Source organism: Pedobacter sp. AK013, from assembly GCF_014205835.1.
Classification (GTDB): Bacteria; Bacteroidota; Bacteroidia; order Sphingobacteriales; family Sphingobacteriaceae; genus Pedobacter.
The window spans coordinates 68,666-88,384 of record NZ_JACHCQ010000008.1 but is presented as its reverse complement, the minus strand read 5'-3'; the positions used below and the strand labels follow the sequence as shown (position 1 = coordinate 88,384).

The window sequence follows — 19,719 nt, the reverse complement described above, 5'->3', positions numbered from 1 at the left end:
ATTAAAGGTCATGGATAGGCAAGTCTGATCGTGTTTGTCCATGACTTTTCTGCTTATAAATGAGGTTTACTGTTGAAACCCATTAATGTAATAATAAAAAGCTAAATAAGGGCTTGCATACTCTAAAGCTGTTGCAAGGCTTGCTTTACAGTATTTTTATTGGGCTTAGAAACGGGTATCTTTTCTCCGGAGATTAAGAGTAAAATACCACCATCTTCCTTTAACCAGCTTTTTACATATTTTGGATTTACTAAATGGCTTTGGTGCGTTCTTAAAAATCCGCTGGGGCGTAGTAAATCTGCATATTCTTTAAGTGGTTTAGAAACCAATATTTTTTCATTACTTGATAGGCAGAAGCGGGTATAAGTATTGTCGGCCTCGCAACGTATAATTTCTGATAAAGTAACATACCTTATTTCGCTTTGCATCTGCAGGGCAATCTTGCTAACATTGGTTTCTGGCTTTTTTAATTGTTGCAGCAAAAAGTCAAGCTGTAGATTTTGTATTTGTGCTGCCAGTTTATGTTCTGCTTTATTTACGGCGTTCATCAATTCCTCAATGTCAACGGGTTTTAAAAGATAATCTAAGGCGGCAAATTTTACGGCTTGTATCCCATATTGATCGTAAGCAGTAACAAAAATAACTTCGAAATTACGTGTTGGGAGCAGCTTTAGTACATCAAAACCTGTTTGCTCGCCCATTTGAATATCCAGAAAGACTAAATCAGGTGAATATTTTTCAATAATATCAACCGCATCATTAATATTTTGCGCCGTTGCCATTATAGTTACCTGCGGACAGTGCTTTTCTAACAAAGTCCGCAAGTTTTCTAAGTTGGAAATTTCGTCATCTATTAAAATTGCTTTCATTATAATGTTATAGCCACTCGGTTAATGTTAAGCTTATTTTAGTGCCATTAGTGCTTGATTGTATCACTAAAGTAAAGCGATTTTCCTTATAAATACTATTTAAGAGTGCTATTCTACTGTTGCTTAATTGAAGACCTAAACCATCGTTCTTTTTTTCTGTGTCAAATCCATTTCCATTATCGGTAACCGTTAACACCAAATCATTTGCCTGCTTGGTAAATGTGATTACAATTTTTCCGTCAATAGCTTTTTTCGATATGCCGTGCTTCACTGCATTTTCAACAAAAGGTTGTAGCAGCATGCTTGGTATTTCTATGTTATCTAGATCTAAGTTTTCGGAATGGTTAATTTCGTACTTAAAACCGAACCTCAGTTGTTCCATTTGCAGATAATCGTCTAATAAAGTTTTTTCCTGTGATAAACTAATCAGTTCCTTATCATCAAGTACATTGCGGGTTAAGCGGGCAAATTTAGACAGGTATTTATTGGCATTGTCTATTTCGTTTTTGTTCATTAAATTTTGAATGCCAGAGAGTGCGTTAAACAGAAAATGAGGGTTTAATTGCGCACGGATGGAGTTAAGCTGAAGCTTTGCCGTGTTTTTTTGCTGCTCTTGTTCTGCTAACCTTTTTTTGTTTCTTTTTTTGATAAAGTAAAGGATAATAAGAAAGATTAATCCAATAGAAAATGCTACTATAAATGCATATATAAAAAGTTCTTTTTTGGTATAGTTTTCTTCCTCTAAAGTGATAGAAAGTGTATATCTAGTTACGTATTGTTCTGTTTCTTTTGGTGAAATATCGCAATTAAGGCAATTAGTCCAATTAATTGATGGCTGAATAATAATTTCATAATCTCCCGATTTTTTGAAAATGTTCTTGTCGATATTTATTTCAGGTAAAGACTCATTTTTTTCATCAATGATGCCACCATATTTCCAGGTAGTTGATTCGAAAATTATTTTATTGGTTTGCTTGTCTTTTATTGTGGTGTAGTAGAGATAATCAATATCTGTTCTGTTTTTTACAATTGTTAGTTCGTCATCTTTTTTCGTGAGATTAAGGTTTGTTTTTTCTTTTGGGTCGGTTATGTAGCTGTAGTCAACGCCCTTTTCAATTATAAAACGCTTTCCAAATGCTTTGATTTTAGCTTTGGGAATAGGCTTTCCATAAAAAATAGTTTTGTAGACATCCTGAGGCTTTTTAATGTCATAAGTTATTATTGTAATGATTTTATCTTTTATAGGGAAGATACCAAGTGTTGTTGTACTAAATAATTCCTCATCGCCCTCGGCATGGGTATCTTTCAGTTGCGACATGTCGATTGACTTATTGAGCACAATTGGTTTATTATCCACTAAGATGGTGTACCGGTAGTTTGGTATACTAATATTTTTTCTAAAATTAATCGAGACACTTACATTGTGGACTTCGGGTAAGAAATTGAAAGATGTATAAGGTTGATTTGGAAACCCTATGGCGTAAAAAACATTTTTGGCTGCACTATCTACACACATGAGCAGTTTTCCTCCTGCAGGATATGTGTGATTAAAGTTGATGTCTTTTTGTGCATTTACGGTAGATACCGCAACAATGAAGCTGAGAAATATAAAGATGATCTTTTTCATAACGTTAAGTTTAATTTTCATCAAACTTGTAGCAATAATAACAAAACTAAAACCATAAAACAGTAAAGGCAGTGTTTGAAATAGCAGATGTATTGTTTTGCGCAGTATTTGAATATTGACTATGGAGAATTTTTTAAATAACGCAACTTCCAACTTTTTCAAAATCCCTGTAACCTTTTTAAAAAACGGTCGTCTTACCTATAACTAAACAAGCGGAAACCTTTCGTTTCCGGGCTAAACTTTAAAATAAGCAAGCAATTAAATTGAAAGCGCATGCACATGCGGTATAGAAATCTTTTTGCCCATTTTTTTAAGAATAAACACCTAAAAATGAAAACATTATACAAAATATCACTTATTGTTACTTTCCTTTTTACCATTACAGTGGGTTTTGCGCAAACAAATTCTAAACCGAATATCAGTGGCGTAATTTTAGATGAAACCAAAAAACCTGCAGATTACGTTACGGTTGTGCTCTTTAAAGCATCCGATTCGAGCGTGGTCAAAACAGCATTTACAGATCCGAACGGCGCATTTAATTTTAATGTTTCGGGCAAGGGGAGCTACTATTATAAAGCCAGTAACATGGGCTATAAAACGCTTAAAAGTAAAACTATCGTTTTAACAGAAGATAATCAAAAGGTAGATTTCGGAACCGCACAGCTTACCGCAAGCACTCAAAACTTAAAAGAAGTGAATGTAGCTGTAACTAAACCATTAATCGAGAGAAAAATGGATAAGATCGTGATGAATGTTTCCAATAGTTCGATCATGACAGGTTCTACTGCGTTGGAGGTTTTGCAAAAAGCACCAGGCGTAACGGTAGATCAGAATGATAAGATTTCGATGATGGGCAAACAGGGTGTTCTGATTCAACTGGATGGCAAGCAGACTTATATGAGTAGTGCCGATGTGGCCAACCTGCTACGCAATATGCAGAGCTCTGAAATCGAAAGCATTGAGCTAATTACCAATCCTTCTTCAAAATACGATGCCTCGGGCAACTCGGGCATTATCAACATCAAAACGAAGAAAAACAAAAATGGCGGAACAAACGGCAGTATAAACGGATCTTTAGGATATGGTAAAAACCTAAGGGCAAATGCGGGTTTAAACCTGAACCACCGTACACAGAAACTTAATCTTTTTGGTAACTACAACTATGGTAAGTTTGAGCGTGATAACCTGATCGCTATCGACCGGATTTCGAATGGTACACCCGACATTTACTTTATGCAGGTAGGTGAAAGCAAAAGAAAACAATATAACAATAACCTTAAAGCAGGTTTAGATTACTTTATCGATAAGAAAAATACCATTGGTATATTGGTAAACGGCTACTTTAATCATGGAAATGAAGCTGCGGGAAACAATACTTTAATTGGCCCATCTTTCAACCAGGTAGATTCGAGCCTGATAACCAATTCATTGCAGGTAAACAAATACAATAATGTTTCTTATAACTTAAATTATAAATCGGTTCTGGATACCGCCGGTTCAGAAATCTCGGCAGATGTAGATTATTCTAAATACAAAGGAAACGATGGTTCTAATTATGAAAACGATTATCGGTTTCCCAATGGAGACAGAATCCGCCCGATCAGGTATACCCGGAACAACACTCCATCGATAATCGATATTAAAGCATTTAAAGTCGACTATAATGTATCACTTAACAAAACGGTTAAACTCGAAGCTGGGGTTAAAAGCAGCTGGGTTAAAACGGATAACGATCTCCAGGCAGAAGCGTTCGTAAATAATGCCTGGCAGAACGATGTAAAACGCAGCAATCAATTTGTATACGATGAAAATGTAAATGCGGCTTATACCAATATAAATAAACAGTTTAAAAATACCAGCGTACAGATTGGCTTAAGGGTTGAGCAAACCAATTCGAAAGGAAATTTGATTACCAAAAACAATGTTGTAGAAAGAAATTACTGGGATTTCTTTCCAACATTGTTTGTTCAGCAAACGCTTTCAAAAAACAATCAGTTGGGTTTTTCTTATAGCAGAAGGATAGACCGGCCAAGTTATGATGCTTTAAATCCCTTTATTTATTACTTGGATGAATTTACCTATAGCAAAGGAAATCCCTTTTTAAACCCACAGTATACACACAATTTTGAGCTTAGTTATACGCTATTGCAAAAATACATGCTCTCAATAGGCTATAGCAGGGTTAATGATGTAATTGCAGAGGTAATTCTGCCCGATGCAGCAACCCAATCGTTATATCAAACCAATGCAAATATTGCCACCAACATTAGCTATAATGCCAATTTAAACGTACCTGTTCAGATTACGAAATGGTGGCAGACCAATAATAACTTAAATGTTTTTTACCTCAGTTTCAAATCGCCAGATTTGGCCGGGAGCGCTTTAAAAACCGGAAAAACCTCTTTCCAATTTAAATCGCAACAAACCTTTACCATTATGGATGGTTTTACGGCAGAAATAAATGGCAGTTACGAATCACCGCTTGATTATGGTACCTTAAGCTTAAAGGCCCGTTATTATGTTGATGCGGGTTTGAGCAAATCGCTGTTCAACAAAAAGGCAAGTTTGAAGCTGGCCTTATCAGATGTATTTAATATATCTGAAAACAATTTATCAAGTGCCTATCCCGGCTTAACTTACACGGTACATCAAAAAAACGAATCACGCATTGGCCGAATCAGTTTTACCTATCGTTTTGGGAAAAATGAAATCAAACCAGCTCGTCGTCGCTCAATAGGCACCGAGGCAGAACAAGGAAGGATGAAGAATTAAGGGTGATTTTATCGTCATTTCGACCGTAGTGGAGAAATCTTTGAACTATGGTAAAAGATTTCTCTCCTAAATATTCGGGACTGCACTTCAGTCGAAACGATTTGACTATACCTATCATAAATAGAATTATCATCCTGAGGGAATTTATTGTATAAAAATCAATATTAATAGTAGCCTATTGAAGAGCCTGCCATTATACCTGTCTCGGGCGTTTTGATACTTCGTCAAGCCCCAGTACAAGCTAAGCTCAACGTAACAAATTTAATGGAGGCTACAAAGTAAAATCTATTTCAGCATCTATCCTGCTATGAGATCCTGAAACAAGTTCAGGAGGACGGCCCGCAGGTAATTAAAACTTATATTCCATTACATAATCATCCATAAAATAACCATCACCTATATCAAGTTTTACCGATTCTTTAATGGTAAAACCGCCTTTCAGGTAAAAATCTTTGGCTTTATTATGTTTGTTCACATTCAATTGTAAAGCGCTTCCTCCTGCATCTTTCACCTGGTTAAAAACTTCGTTGATTAAGATTTTTCCAACTCCTTTGCTATGTGCAGACGGCAATACATAAAGTTTATGCAGCTTGTAAATACGCGCTTCATGTCCAATAATAGAATATCCTGCAAAACCGAACTGATTTTCGTCCTCTTCTGCAATCAGGAAAACATGCCCTTCCATAAATTGTTTCAGTAGTTCTCCTTTGTTGTACATTTTGTTCAACATGTAATCAATCTGTGCCTGCCCGATAATATCGAGGTAGGTTGATGGCCAGGTTGCCGCAGCAATATCCCTGATAATTTCTATATCTTCTTCTTTTGCTTTTCTGAGGGTAATCATATAGGTTCGCTAATAAAAATTGGTTGGCCTGAAAAGGTAAATTCTACAAAGCCATCTTTAACCACTGTAAAAATTTCTTCCTCATTCTGCTCAAGGTTAGTTACTTCGATGTATCGGTTACCATGGATCAAGAATTCGCTTCCCGCAGGTTTCCAAACCGAGAATCCCGATTTTATGGGATAGTGCTTTGCTCTTTCGGTAAATACAACCAGGTTAATTTTGTCTTCAAATCCTGCAAATTTCTCCAGATCGAATTTCTTTGCAATTACATTTACCGCAGGATATTTCTCTTCATACAGATAATTTACGGCCACCATGAAAGCATCAACAGGCCCCTGAACAACCTTTGTATCTTCCTGCGCTTCCTGCCCGTTACCATTTACCAGTACATCTACCTTTAAACCTAAAGAAAAAATCTTATCGTAATTTTCTCCGTTAACTAAAAGCGTAGGGCACCATTCAAGCAGTTGCCCTAAAAGCTCTTCGTTAAAATTCCCAAGCTCATCGATGTATAAAGCTGGCTCTTGTTTTTCTTTTACAATATGGTGTGAAGACATACTGCGAATATATAAATTTCACTTTAAGTACCGTATAAGAAGAATCAGCCAGGCGTAAAATGATTAACGATTGTACGGATATTCACTTATCCAATGGAATCCCCTATTGATGAGCTTAAAATCTTTAAGGTTTTTTCGCTTAAAACTGACCAGTATAGAGTCTTTCTCTTTTAGGCCCGATAGAATCAACCTATCTTTTCCGATAAAATTATAGTTTAGAACATAATTAGTGGAGTCTTTATCGGTTGATTTCAGTATCAGTTCTTTTTTCTTCTGATCAAAAACAGTAGTAAAATTAGCGGAACTGTCGTTCATCTTCTTTATCCGTGCATACCCCGAATAATTGATAATCATCTGTCTCCATCTCGTACTATCAGTAGTTAAAGGCGCTAAGGTTTCACCTTTAACTTTCATGCTTTCAACATTATAAATGCCGTACATAAATGGCTTAGGCGCCGCACTGCCATAAGCTTTCCTTTGTTCAATTAATGATGAGATCAAGAATACCAGCGAAGCCATAATGTACAGATATTTTGCACCATAAGCAGTAAAGTAAAGCCATCGCTTTTTAAACGTTGGGCGATACATTTTTTCGAGCTGCTGACTTTCGTATCTGATAAAAAAGCGATATAATTTTAAGAAATGTGGGGCCAAAATAAAAAGGCACATCACCACAAGTGCGGTTGAGAGTAGTTTTACAGGAACGTCGAAAAAATAATTCATCGACATTACATGTGCCGTTGCGGCCAGAGATAGAAAGGCACCCACAATAACCGTTCTCCGGAACAAAAGCATGATGGCTGAAACTTCTATAATACCCATAAAAATATTATAACCTTTTGAAAAACCGAGGAAGGTCCAGGCGAGGCCCATTGGAGATGCGTTTCCAAAAGGTTGAAGCAACCTCATTAATGAAGGATCAGGAAACTGGAGTTTGATTACTTTTATAGCGCCGTATAGTAGCAAAGTAAAGGCTAGATAAAACCTTACCAGTACCACAAGCCAGTAATAAGCGGCATTGTAGCTTTTGCGTTTGCGGTCTAAAACTGACCAAATGATGCAACCAATTACCGATACCAAAAATATAAAGAGCAGCAATACCCAATCATAAGAGGTATCGCCACTGCCGTTAGTGTAAATGGTAAAATCGTAATTATAGCGGATAATGTGTTTAGAGAACCAAGGAATAAAATCGTGCAATACCAGGTTTGGTAACTGCAGAACACTCGATAGGAACGTAAAGGCTCCATTATTATTCAAGATGATGAAAAGAGACAAGAGAATGAAAAAGAACCTGAAAGAGATTTTTTTATAACTGTTCCAGGGCGCATTGGTTTGAAGAGCGTTTTCAGACATATTTAGATGGGTTTTATCCAAAACTAAAGATTATCTTACTCGCTTCAAATTATAAAATGTTAATTAACAGCACTTTCTTTAACTAATGTGTAAAAATCATGATAGGCTTCAATAAAATCATCCGCAAAATTAATGGCCCCGGCAACGGCTATGCCGTAAATACCAGTTTGCATTAAAGCTTCTACGTCATAAGTTTTTATCCCGCCTACAGCCAATACCGGAATGCTGATGGCCTGAGCCTTCAATGCTTTTATTATATACTGATAACCCTCTATACCTAAGCACGCGTAATTATTGGGTTTGGTTTCAGTTTCAGCAAATGGACCATAGCCAGCATAATCTGCCCCTTCCCGGGCAAGTCTGATTAAATTTTCTGCTGTATTTGCAGATCCACCAAGGGTAATATCATTACCAACCAGTTTGCGCAGGGCAATAAAATCAGCATTCATATCTTCCATATGAAAACCTTGGATATCGGCCTTTCCGTTTAAATGAATATGATTGGTAACGATTAAAGTGGTACCCCAATCATCACAGATTTCGGCTATCGCTTTAATATCCTGTAAAAGTTCCTCATCATTTTTGCTCAGGCAACGGTACTGGATCCATTTTGCACCGGCCTCGCAGGCCAGTTGCACCTGTTCAATGTGCGAGAGGTGTGGGATATCGTGGGTAATATACTGGAGCTTTTCGATGTATTTCATTCTGGTTCAGGATTGTTGAGATTAAAAGTTTTTAAGATCAGGAGGCAAGATAAATAAAATCGCCATTGCAAGCCTATCCCGCAATGACGATCCTAGTATTTTTAATCTTTAGTCTTTTAGCTTTGGCCTTTCTTAAAACTTAACGTTCAAGCTTAGTAAAAAGTTGGTTCCTGCTTGTGGATAAAAGAAGTTTTCGGTTACCCTGCTTCCACCTGCCTGGTAGCCATAAGTATAACCATTGTTCTCATATTTCTTATCGAAAATATTGTTTACCAATAAACCCAGGTTAACGTTTTTAACGCCTGCAAATTTAAAATCGTAGCCTAAACGCGCATTGCTTACCCAGTAGCCGTTAATGGTCCTATCGTTGTTCTGCGTATTATCCAGATATTGTTTACTAACATATTTGCTCTGTAAGGCTACAGCAAAACCACTAATAGGTTTATAAACCAGCTCCCCAAAAAGAACGGCATTTGGAGAATAAGAGATATCGGTTAATTTATAATTGTTTACTACCTGTCCACCATTATCATAATCATCATAATATTCGGTAAAGTTCTTGATTTTGTTTCTGCTCAAGGCCGCATTGGCATTTAATGCAAATTGCTGGCTAATGGTGTAAGCTCCGTCTACCTCAATCCCTAAACGGTAACTTCTATCTACATTCTGACGGAAATTTCCGCCCACATCGTTTATTTTCCCCGTAACCACTAATTGGTTTTTATAAAACATACCATAAGCATTTGCGCCGACATTAAATTTATCGTTTTTAAACCGGTAACCTAATTCTACATCATTTAAACGTTCGGGTTTTGGCGAAATACCAACGGCAGCATCGGTATAGTCATCGCGGTTAGGCTCTTTGTTGGCCACACTGAATGAGGCATATACATTACTTTGTGGATTAATAAAATAAGTGGCACCAAATTTAGGGTTAAAGAAATTTAAGGTTTGGTTGATGGCCAATGTGTTTAACTTATTTTCTGTTCCGGCAATATCATAATACACCCGGCGGTATTGTAGGTCGGCAAATAGACTTAAGTCTTCAACAGGACTGTAGTTTACCTTACCATAAACGTTAAAATCGGTTTTGAAACCGTCATTATCATAATAATGCCTGTCTATATTTCCATTTGATGCATATTGTGCCCAGATTACCTGTCCAAAATGTGCGCCTTTATATTCATTGTAGGCACCACCTAAAGTAAAGTTTAAATTCTTTTCAGGCACATAATTGAAAGCGTAAGTAATACCGTAAAAATCATTATCCAACCAGCGCCTGCGGATCAAATCTGTTTCGGTAACCGGAGTTCCGCCAGGGATAACGACCGGATTTAAACCATAATTTTTCAACTTATCCTGTACCCTGTATTCTTCATAATAACCTTGGCCCTGGGTGTAATGTAAGGCGCCATTAAAAGAAAACTGATCAGAAAACTGCCTGGCATAAATTAACTGGTAATGGTTCTGCGTATAGTTATCTGTTTGGTTATTGTACAAGAAACTGTTATAAGTTCTGCCCGAATTTAAAAGGTTTGCGGCATCTTCTGCACCCAATCCATTTCTGGCAATATAGGCATTCATTCCGGCTACATCATTTTCTAAACGTGATTGCGGAATACCATTCCAAGATTGATAGGTTTTCTCATTTGCTGAAAAAACGTTTACACGCAACAAGTCCTTATTTCCGTGGTAAGCACCAGATAGGAAATATGATTTAAGCAACGACGAACCGCGGTCTACATAACCATCAGAGCTGATTCTTGATAAACGACCATCAAAGCTAAAGCGGTTATTAATCAATCCTGTTCCAACCTTAACGGTATTCTTCCAGGTATTGAAACTCCCGTAAGTACTGTTTACTTCGGCATAAGGTTCCGTTTCGCTTGCGGTAGTTTGGATGTTTAAACTTGCACCAAATGCACCTGCACCGTTGGTTGAAGTACCTACACCGCGCTGGATCTGTACGTTATCTACAGATGAGGCAAAATCGGGCATGTTTACATAAAACGTGCCTTGGCTTTCGCTATCATTTATCGGAATGCCGTTAACCGTTACATTGATCCTGCTATTATCGCTCCCACGGATACGGATGCCTGTGTAACCCACACCGGCACCAGCATCAGAATTAACCACAACACCAGGTGTATTTTGAAGAATAAAAGGCAAATCCTGTCCGAAGTTATTCTGTTGGATTTCTTCTTTGCCAATATTCTTATAGGTAGTGGCCGATTTTTCTGTCGCCCGTGTTGCACGAACAATTACCTCATCTGCCAAGAAATTTTGCGGCGAAAGGCTAAAATCTACGCTAGCATTCTGTTTAAGTTCAACAGCCTTTTCAATTGTTCTATAGCCTACATAACTTACCACAATAGTGTATTTTCCGTTAACAAGGTTGGTGATGCTATAATTTCCAGCGGCATCACTTACAACTGCTGTTTTTTGATTTCTTAATTTAACGGTTGCACCTGCAAGAGGCTGCTGGTTTTGATCTGTTATTTTACCTGTAACAGAAATTTGTGCCGATACAAAGAAGGGCAACATTGCAACAAGCGCTGCAAAAAGTAAATTCTTCAATTTTATTGTTTTTTAGTTAAACTCATCGGAAAGGGGCATTGCCGATTTTCAGTTAAACTTCCATAACTCCAATCCCTACGCCGGCATTACCCGGATCAGGTGCATTCGAGGTTGATGGCTGAAAGGTTTTAAGGCTGATGGGATTTACCCTCTACCTTTTTACCCTCTACCTTTTACCTCAAAATGGGTATGATCTCAGCCTGTTTTTGTGTTTATTTAAACAAGGCACCCCTAATGATAGGGCAAATGTAGAAAATATTTAGCAATTCGAATGTTTTTTAATGTATTGGCGGGTTAATTAGGAAAAAAACTGACAACACAATGGAAAGATCAGTTTTTTAGCTTTGGAAAATGAGGGTTTCTGTGTGCCTGGCAGCTACAGCTATCAATAGCAAATTAACCAAAAGTTCCATCAGGGCAACTGTTGGGGGCACCATGGTAACAGCCCTTGTTCAGTAAATCCGACAGTAGCGGCAGCCCAGTCCCATTTCTTAAAAAGAAAAATATTTTATTGTTAATTGGAAATGAGCGGCCCTGAGCTTTTGGCATTTTCAGCCCCACTTTCCTTATTCCTAAACTACAGGTCCAAAAAATCATCAATGGCTTTAATTGCATTCGCTACCCTTTCATTACCCAAACCACCAACTACTTTGTAGTTCGCATTTAAGGCGCGGAGTTCGTTATGCCAAACCTGCATAAAATATTCGCGCTTATCGGGGAAATCGCGAAGCGGATCGTCTTGCCATGGCAAATCGATATCCATTAACAGGTACAGGTCGTATGGTCGTTTCGGCAAGGCATCTAACACAATCTGGGGAGTTTCACCAAGCACTTCATCGCTCCATATCTTTACTGTAATAAAAGTGGTATCGCAAATAATAAAATCGTTTTCGGTAGTCACTAAAATGGCATCCTCTAGCGCTACCTGTCCGTAGTACATATTCACTTCATCTTGTAGGGTATAATCTGCAACCAGGTTTTCGCAGTAATAGCGGGCATACTCTGGTACCCACGAAACTTTATAGTATTTGGACAGCAATTGAGATATAGTAGATTTTCCCGTACTTTCCGGACCAACAATAGCAATCTTTTTAATATTTTTATTCACGATATGTTTTCTTGAATACAGTCAAATGTAAAAGAAAAAGCCTTAAAAGAAAAAATCCGGTTGAGGAGGGCTCCTCTAACCGGATAATAAACCAAACAAACTATTTATGAAGAAATCCTCATGGCGGGTAACTAATCCGCGGAGGAAGCTTTAGATCATTGTCTAAAGTATATACAAAACGTATATATGTTGAGCTTATTACAACATTATTGCCAATATTTCGATCATCACAACTTCGTGACTTAATTCTGACTCACAACGCCATTTTTACGAAATTCTTTTAACAATAATTAACATTTACAATAAAATTGTACATTTGGTTTTTACATCTATGTATAATTTATAGTACAATCAGAAAAATAGTGTTCACTATTTAAAACTATTTGTACTAAATGCCGTTACCTATTTAAGACATCAACAACTAAAACGTTATACCATGAAAAAGTTATGTGTTGTATTATCTCTTCTTATTGTGTTTGCTTTAGGTTCAATTGCCTTTACAAATATTAAACTGGGTGGGATAATAGGGAAAATTACACCAAGTGATGCGGCTTCTGCTGTTTCGCTTGTAGCGGCGACAGACACGCTAAAAGCGCAGATTAATCAAGGTGTTTTTACTTTTACTAACCTCAAAGAAGGCGTTTATACCGTTGTGGTAAAAGCCAATGCACCATATAAAGATGCTGTAATAGAAAAGGTTGCCGTAAAAGATAGCGCGACTACAGACTTAGGCGAAATTAAATTACAACAGTAGCTTATTTCTCAGAAGAAAAATCTAAAAAGAGCGCCCAAATAGTGCTCTTTTTTATTTTAAAAAAAACGGCTTAAAATCACATCTAAAGATGTATCTTTGCATCCCGACAGAACAGTTGGGATTTTTCTTCTTACAAGCACAAAATCTCGTTGCTTTCAGGGTTTCAAAAGAACCAACACTTTAGAATTTTAATTATTGTTTAAGCTTTATCATGCCTAAAGACACTTCCATACGCTCAGTACTGATTATCGGATCTGGACCAATTATTATTGGCCAAGCCTGCGAATTTGATTACTCAGGTTCGCAAGCGGCACTTTCTTTAAAAGAAGAGGGGATTACCGTTTCTATTATCAACTCCAATCCGGCTACTATTATGACGGATAAGGTTATCGGCGACCATGTTTACCTACGCCCACTAACTGTTGATTCAATAGAGGTTATTTTACAAGAGCATATCGACTCTGCTGATTTACCTAGAATTGATGCAGTACTTCCTACAATGGGAGGCCAAACTGCACTAAACCTATGTAAAGAAGCTGAAGAACGTGGCGTTTGGGAAAAATACGGTGTAAAAGTGGTAGGTGTAGACGTTGCAGCAATCGAAAAAACCGAAAACCGTGAAGCTTTCCGCCAGTTAATGGTTGATATAGGTGTAGGTGTTGCAGAATCGAGAATTGCCAACTCATTTTTAGAAGGTAAAGAAGCTGCACAAGAAATCGGTTACCCATTGGTAATCCGCCCTTCATATACTTTAGGTGGTTCTGGTGGTGGTTTCGTACACAAAAAAGAAGAATTCGACGCCGCTTTGAAACGTGGTTTAGAAGCTTCGCCAACGCACGAAGTACTGGTAGAGAAAGCGGTTTTAGGCTGGAAAGAATACGAGTTAGAGTTGTTGAGAGACAGCAACGATAACGTAATCATTATCTGTTCGATCGAAAATTTCGATCCGATGGGTATTCACACAGGAGATTCGATCACTGTTGCCCCGGCAATGACCTTATCTGATCGTTGTTACCAGGAAATGCGTAACCAGGCGATCAAAATGATGCGTGCAATCGGCAACTTTGCCGGTGGTTGTAACGTTCAGTTTTCGGTTAACCCGGTAGACGATGAAATTATCGCCATCGAAATTAACCCTCGTGTATCGCGTTCATCAGCTTTGGCAAGTAAGGCAACTGGTTATCCAATTGCAAAAATTGCCGCTAAACTGGCCATCGGTTATAACCTGGATGAAATTGAAAATCAGATTACCAAAACTACTTCAGCATATTTCGAACCCACTTTAGATTACGTAATTGTTAAAGTACCACGCTGGAACTTCGATAAATTTAAAGGCGCTAACAAAGAGCTTGGCCTGCAGATGAAATCGGTTGGTGAGGTAATGGCCATTGGCCGTACTTTTATCGAAGCATTACAAAAAGCTTGTCAGAGTTTAGAGATCAACCGCGCTGGTTTAGGTGCAGATGGCAGACAGGTACGCAATATAGAAGAGATTATGGACGGTTTGGAGCATGCTTCGTGGAACCGTTTGTTCTTAATAAAAGATGCCATGGCAATGGGTGTACCTTTGGAGTCGATCCGTAAAGTAACCAAAATTGACAAATGGTTCTTAAACCAGATTCAGGAGCTTGTACTCCTTGAAACAGAATTAAAAAGATATTCACTAAACAATATCCCTCAAGATTTCTTCGTAACGCTTAAACAAAAAGGGTTCTCTGATGTTCAGATCGCCTGGTTGTTAGGCAATGTTACTGAAGATGAAGTTTACGACCGCCGTAAAGCATTAGGCATAAACAGGGTATATAAAATGGTTGATACCTGCGCTGCGGAGTTCCCGGCCAAAACACCATATTATTACTCTACTTTCGAAGAGGAAAATGAATCTGTTCCATCCGACAGGAAAAAGGTAATTGTATTGGGTTCAGGCCCTAACCGTATCGGCCAGGGTATCGAATTCGATTACTCTTGTGTACACGGCTTATTGGCTGCCAAAGAATCAGGTTTTGAGGCGATCATGATTAACTGTAATCCTGAAACGGTTTCAACAGACTTTAACATGGCCGATAAATTATATTTCGAGCCGGTATTCTGGGAACATGTTCGCGAAATTATCGATCTGGAAAAACCGGTGGGCGTTATCGTTCAATTGGGTGGACAGACAGCCTTGAAAATGGCCGAAAAACTGACCGAAAAAGGCATCAAAATTATCGGAACATCTTTCGAGAACATGGACATTGCGGAAGACCGCGGCCGTTTCTCAGACTTGCTGAAAGATTTAGATATTCCTTATCCAAAATATGGTGTTGCAGAAAATGCTGAAGAAGCAATTGTTGTAGCAAACGAAGTAGGTTACCCAGTGTTGGTTCGTCCGAGTTATGTATTGGGTGGACAGGGCATGAGCATTGTAATTAACGATGAGGACCTGGAGAAAGCAGTAGTAAAATTATTGGGCGATTTACCGGGCAACCGTGTATTGATCGATCACTTTTTAGATAGGGCAGAAGAAGCAGAATCTGATTCGATTTCTGATGGTGAGGATGTACACATTGTAGGTATGATGGAACACATCGAGCCTGCAGGTATCCACTCAGGAGACTCATTCGCCGTATTACCTACATTCAGCTTATCGGAAACGGTAACTAAAGCAATGGAAGAATACTCGATCAAAATTGCTAAAGCATTAGATGTTCGTGGTTTATTAAACATTCAGTTCGCCATTAAGGATGAGAAAGTTTATGTAATCGAGGCAAACCCTAGGGCATCGCGTACGGTTCCTTTCATTGCAAAAGCTTACGATGTTCCATACATCAACATTGCGGCTAAAATTATGTTGGGCGTAGCAAAACTGAAAGATTTTACAATCGTTCGTAAACTTAAAGGTTATGCCATTAAAGAACCTGTTTTCTCTTATGAGAAATTCCCGGAGGTGGCGAAAGAATTAGGCCCTGAAATGAAATCTACAGGTGAGGCCATCCGTTTCATCAAAGATTTAGAAGACCCTTACTTCCGCAAGCTTTACAAAGATAAATCGATGTATCTGAGTAAGTAATCTGCTTCGAAAACTTAAATAAAAATGGCCAGTAAAAAAATCACTGGCCATTTTTATTTGTTCGATTCGTACAAACATCGCGGGTTTAAATATGATCGTCACCCTGAATTTATTTCAGGGTCTTAATAGCATGATAGATGCTGACCACGTAGTAGCTACAAGACAATTGAAAATACTACCCCTACTTGTAAAATAAATTCAGCATGACGAAATGCTACAAAAAACCCATCAGGCTTGAATGTTTTATTATTGCTTCAATTTCGGTATCCTGGTTGGGGTATCGGTGCCATTAACAATGCTGGTTGCACTCTTAGCAATTGCTTTAATAGTAGAAAGAATATTTTCTACATCTAAGGAACTGTATTCGTCTTTCACACTGTGGTATAGCTTATCAATATCGATTTTATCGGTACTGATGGTGTGCGCCGGAACACCTAAAGCAGCTAAAGTTGCATTATCACTTCTATAAAATAAGTTTTGATCTGGATATGGATCTGGATGGAAGGTAAATTCAGTTCCGGCTAAGTTTTTCTGCAAAATCTTACCAAAATCAGATCTTTCGTAACCGGTAATAAAGGCAGTATTCTTACCGAATTTCGAATCCTTACCAATCATCTCAATATTAAACATGGCCACAACATCATCCGGATTCAGTTTTTCAGAGAAGTATTTTGCACCAAAACCACCGATTTCTTCAGCAGTAAAGGCAACAAAGATTAAAGTACGCGCGTTGTTTTTTTGCGCTTTGTAATATTTGGCAAGAGCAATCATAGCAGTTGTACCCGAAGCATCATCATCTGCACCATTGGCAATACTATCACCTTCTACAGGCTTTAAGAAGCCTAAATGATCGTAATGGCCAGAGAAAACCACAATTTCTTTCGCTTTCGATTTACCTGGAATTACCCCTGCAACATTAAATAAAGGCATTTTATCTACCTTACTTTTAAATGTTGCCGAAAAATCAGTCGCGGCATCTTTGCCCAAAACAAAAACCTGTACAGCACTAGTAGTTGCTTTTACATCTTTTTCATCAACAGTTGCCGGTTTGCCGAAATAGCCTCTATAACGGTTAAAAAGATCTGCAAATTTGCTATCGACCAACACGATCTGATTTTTCTCGGCTCCCATCATTGCTCTTAGTTGCGCCACAAAAGGTTTCTCGGGGTCTAACTTAACAACAGTGGTATTCGATTTATCGAGGGTAACACTTTCTGAGGTTACGCCTGAAACGATTAAATTTTCTGGAGCAACTTCCTGTCCATCAATCTTAACACTTGTACTTAGATTGGTAACCTGGTATTTGTTAAAAGTTTGTCGGAAAGTTTTCTCACCAGCTAAAGGTTGCAAACCAATCTTTTTAAATTCAGATTCGATAAAAGTAGCCGCTTTATCAATGCCTGGCGTAAAGGTTGCACGCCCCTGCATATCATCGGCACTTAAGGTTTTAATCAGGTGATCGGTGTATTCGCGGGTAATGATTTTATCGATGTTCTGCGCTTTAAGCTGCAAACTTGCCATCCCGATAAGGGTAAAAAAGAATATTTTCTTCATATAATAAGTATTTTTAATGCTATTTAGATTTTACCTGCGATGTTAGCCATTTATCTCTAAAAGCCTGCATAGCTGGTGTTAAATTCCCACCTGTTTTTTCAACCGGAACAATTTCTAAAGTTGGATCTTCTATCAAGGTTAATTGAGCGGTTTTCTGCGCTCCACGGTAAAGATAAGTAACCTTCAGCACATCACCTGGTTTGTGGGCATCGGTAACGGCAGTAACCGCAGCTATATCTTTTAATGCCACACCATCTATGGTTAGCAATACATTATTAACATCTAAGCCTGCCAGATAAGCTGGTGTACCCATCAGCGTTTGCCCTAAAATCAGTTTCCCATCCAACAGATTAATTTTGCCAAAGCCAGCAAAAGCTTTACCAGGATTTGCTTTACGCAACACAAGGCCTGCATTTAAAAGTAGCTTGGCATAATCGTTCTTTTCTGTGCCATAAATATATTTTTTAAAGAAATCGGCAGCAAAAGCAGGATCCTTAGTTAGCGTTGCTAAGGTTTTCTCCAAATCGGGTACGGTATAGGCTATTTCTGCTTTGCCATAAGCTTTCCAAAGGGCACGCATATAATCATCAAGGCTGAGTTTAAATTCGGTTCTTAAACGAAGATCTAAAGCTAAAGCTGTGGCAGCACCATAGGTATAATAGGAGGTGAAAATATTATCTTTATTGGTCTGATCGATAGCCACACCCGCATCAGCAAACACAGCATATCTACTGGCCTCAATAGGCGAAAAGTTTTTTGCACCTGGCGATAGTAAAACAGTATTTACTAGTCCGTTAAAAGTCTGTATGGCATTGTCTGTAGTTTTTAAACCGGCCCGCGCCAATAACAGATTGCCATAATATTGGGTAAAGCCTTCAGCCAGCCAAAGTTCATCACTCATATTGGCATGTTCAAAATTGAAGGGTTCTAAGGTTTTCGGCCTTAAACGCTCTACATTCCAACTATGGAAATATTCATGCGAAAAAGTACCCAGGAGGTTAGACTCATAACCTTCTATTTTGGGCGTACGTTGTACAATGGAGGTAGAATTTCTGTGCTCCATTCCGTCGCCTGCGTTCTCGGGATATACATCATCCAGAAAATAATAATTACCATAATCATATGTGGGGAATTCGCCCCAAACGGCAAAATGTTCATCGACCATTTTTTTAAGCATTTCAGCATAATGATCAATGGTTTCCTGACTGTCGTTAGAATGCGTAATGACATGGATGGTTTGCACTTTACCATCGGTATTTTTAACCTGCCAGCTTGCCGTTTTATAATTAGAAATTTCTGTAGGGCTATCCATAAAATATTGGAGATTTGGGGCAAAATAGGCTCCATTGGCCATTGGTTTAAGCTGTGTGGCCACTTTCCAGTCCTGTTTTTCGGCATAATTGAATTTCACCAACCGCGGCCTGTTATCCATGCCTACAGGAAAAGCAAAAGTTGCCGGAATATTCATGTGTGCATGGGTTTCGTCGAAACCAGCGTAGGTTCCGTCAATCCAATTTCCAAAAAGTGTATAGGCTACTTTTATGCTGCTGCCGTGATTGGGGATTTCATAAACATCGCCCGCAGATTGTTTAATAATCAGCTGTTTTCCTGATGCATCGAATGCTTTCAGGTGATACACATTTTTTCCAAACTCATGTGTAGCATACCTACCCGGAGAAGATCTGCTCATTCTAATCTTTAGTGTACCTGCCGGAACATTGGGGATAAACATGCTGATTTCAGCTTCATGATGGATAGCATTTGGAAAGGAAACCGTATAACTGATCTCATTTTGGGCAAAAGCCTGAAACGATAGTAGACCAAATGCTGCTGCACCTAAAAATTTCTTCATAAAATCGGGATTATAGGGGCAATTTAGGAAAAAGGTGAGATGTTTGATGGTTCATAGTTAATTGTTTTTGGGTTGATAGTGTATTGTTCATAAGAT

13 protein-coding genes are annotated in these 19,719 nt (G+C 38.3%); 3 read left to right on the top strand and 10 right to left on the bottom strand.

Going from position 1 to position 19,719, the window contains the following annotated elements:
* Positions 1-122: 122 nt before the first annotated feature.
* Both HDC90_RS07700 and HDC90_RS07695 read right to left on the bottom strand, forming a co-directional pair.
* Positions 123-869 carry a LytTR family DNA-binding domain-containing protein gene (locus tag HDC90_RS07700; RefSeq protein ID WP_184465387.1) on the bottom strand — a complete coding sequence of 249 codons (747 nt, stop codon included), beginning with the start codon at positions 867-869 and terminating at the stop codon, positions 123-125.
* Between the two features lie 7 nt (positions 870-876).
* Positions 877-2,496, bottom strand: coding sequence for a sensor histidine kinase (locus HDC90_RS07695; protein WP_184465386.1), 1,620 nt, complete (start codon positions 2,494-2,496; stop codon positions 877-879).
* 330 nt (positions 2,497-2,826) lie between these two features.
* Between HDC90_RS07695 and HDC90_RS07690 the strand changes: the two genes are divergently transcribed.
* Positions 2,827-5,268, top strand: a complete 2,442-nt coding sequence (locus tag HDC90_RS07690) for a TonB-dependent receptor (protein ID WP_184465385.1) — start codon at positions 2,827-2,829, stop codon at positions 5,266-5,268.
* Positions 5,269-5,617: 349 nt separating this feature from the next.
* Here the strand turns inward: HDC90_RS07690 and HDC90_RS07685 are convergent, their stop codons facing one another.
* From HDC90_RS07685 to HDC90_RS07660, 6 genes are all read right to left on the bottom strand, one after another.
* Complete coding sequence (locus tag HDC90_RS07685; protein WP_184465384.1) at positions 5,618-6,112, bottom strand: GNAT family N-acetyltransferase; 495 nt, start codon at positions 6,110-6,112, stop codon at positions 5,618-5,620.
* Positions 6,109-6,669, bottom strand: a complete 561-nt coding sequence (locus tag HDC90_RS07680) for a thiamine pyrophosphokinase (RefSeq protein ID WP_184465383.1) — start codon at positions 6,667-6,669, stop codon at positions 6,109-6,111. Before HDC90_RS07680 ends, HDC90_RS07685 begins: the two co-directional genes overlap by 4 nt.
* Positions 6,670-6,732: 63 nt before the next feature.
* Complete coding sequence (locus HDC90_RS07675) at positions 6,733-8,025, bottom strand: hypothetical protein (RefSeq protein ID WP_184465382.1); 1,293 nt, start codon at positions 8,023-8,025, stop codon at positions 6,733-6,735.
* A gap of 59 nt (positions 8,026-8,084) precedes the next feature.
* Positions 8,085-8,729 (bottom strand): thiamine phosphate synthase, encoded by a 645-nt coding sequence (locus tag HDC90_RS07670; RefSeq protein WP_184465381.1) that lies wholly within the window; start codon positions 8,727-8,729, stop codon positions 8,085-8,087.
* Between the two features lie 132 nt (positions 8,730-8,861).
* Entirely contained in the window at positions 8,862-11,306 is a 2,445-nt protein-coding gene (locus HDC90_RS07665) for a TonB-dependent receptor (protein ID WP_370576579.1), read from the bottom strand.
* Positions 11,307-11,883: 577 nt separating this feature from the next.
* Entirely contained in the window at positions 11,884-12,414 is a 531-nt protein-coding gene (locus tag HDC90_RS07660) for an ATP-binding protein (RefSeq protein ID WP_184465380.1), read from the bottom strand.
* Between the two features lie 436 nt (positions 12,415-12,850).
* Between HDC90_RS07660 and HDC90_RS07655 the strand changes: the two genes are divergently transcribed.
* Both HDC90_RS07655 and carB read left to right on the top strand, forming a co-directional pair.
* Positions 12,851-13,168 (top strand): carboxypeptidase regulatory-like domain-containing protein, encoded by a 318-nt coding sequence (locus tag HDC90_RS07655; RefSeq protein WP_184465379.1) that lies wholly within the window; start codon positions 12,851-12,853, stop codon positions 13,166-13,168.
* Positions 13,169-13,379: 211 nt separating this feature from the next.
* On the top strand, positions 13,380-16,217 hold the full coding sequence (carB, locus tag HDC90_RS07650) for a carbamoyl-phosphate synthase large subunit (protein ID WP_184465378.1): 2,838 nt from the start codon (positions 13,380-13,382) through the stop codon (positions 16,215-16,217).
* A gap of 246 nt (positions 16,218-16,463) precedes the next feature.
* On the opposite strand, the gene HDC90_RS07645 is transcribed toward carB, so the two are convergent.
* Positions 16,464-17,771 carry a M20/M25/M40 family metallo-hydrolase gene (locus HDC90_RS07645; protein ID WP_184465377.1) on the bottom strand — a complete coding sequence of 436 codons (1,308 nt, stop codon included), beginning with the start codon at positions 17,769-17,771 and terminating at the stop codon, positions 16,464-16,466.
* Between the two features lie 19 nt (positions 17,772-17,790).
* Entirely contained in the window at positions 17,791-19,623 is a 1,833-nt protein-coding gene (locus HDC90_RS07640; protein ID WP_184465376.1) for a M61 family metallopeptidase, read from the bottom strand.
* Positions 19,624-19,719 lie beyond the last annotated feature (96 nt).

Excerpts from the sequence above, each read along its gene's own strand:
- HDC90_RS07700 (WP_184465387.1), bottom strand. The coding sequence starts at position 869 with ATGAAAGCAATTTTAATAGATGACGAAATTTCCAACTTAGAAAACTTG.
- HDC90_RS07695 (WP_184465386.1), bottom strand. The coding sequence starts at position 2,496 with ATGAAAAAGATCATCTTTATATTTCTCAGCTTCATTGTTGCGGTATCT.
- HDC90_RS07690 (WP_184465385.1), top strand. The coding sequence starts at position 2,827 with ATGAAAACATTATACAAAATATCACTTATTGTTACTTTCCTTTTTACC.
- HDC90_RS07685 (WP_184465384.1), bottom strand. The coding sequence starts at position 6,112 with ATGATTACCCTCAGAAAAGCAAAAGAAGAAGATATAGAAATTATCAGG.
- HDC90_RS07680 (WP_184465383.1), bottom strand. The coding sequence starts at position 6,669 with ATGTCTTCACACCATATTGTAAAAGAAAAACAAGAGCCAGCTTTATAC.
- HDC90_RS07675 (WP_184465382.1), bottom strand. The coding sequence starts at position 8,025 with ATGTCTGAAAACGCTCTTCAAACCAATGCGCCCTGGAACAGTTATAAA.
- HDC90_RS07670 (WP_184465381.1), bottom strand. The coding sequence starts at position 8,729 with ATGAAATACATCGAAAAGCTCCAGTATATTACCCACGATATCCCACAC.
- HDC90_RS07655 (WP_184465379.1), top strand. The coding sequence starts at position 12,851 with ATGAAAAAGTTATGTGTTGTATTATCTCTTCTTATTGTGTTTGCTTTA.
- carB (WP_184465378.1), top strand. The coding sequence starts at position 13,380 with ATGCCTAAAGACACTTCCATACGCTCAGTACTGATTATCGGATCTGGA.
- HDC90_RS07645 (WP_184465377.1), bottom strand. The coding sequence starts at position 17,771 with ATGAAGAAAATATTCTTTTTTACCCTTATCGGGATGGCAAGTTTGCAG.
- HDC90_RS07640 (WP_184465376.1), bottom strand. The coding sequence starts at position 19,623 with ATGAAGAAATTTTTAGGTGCAGCAGCATTTGGTCTACTATCGTTTCAG.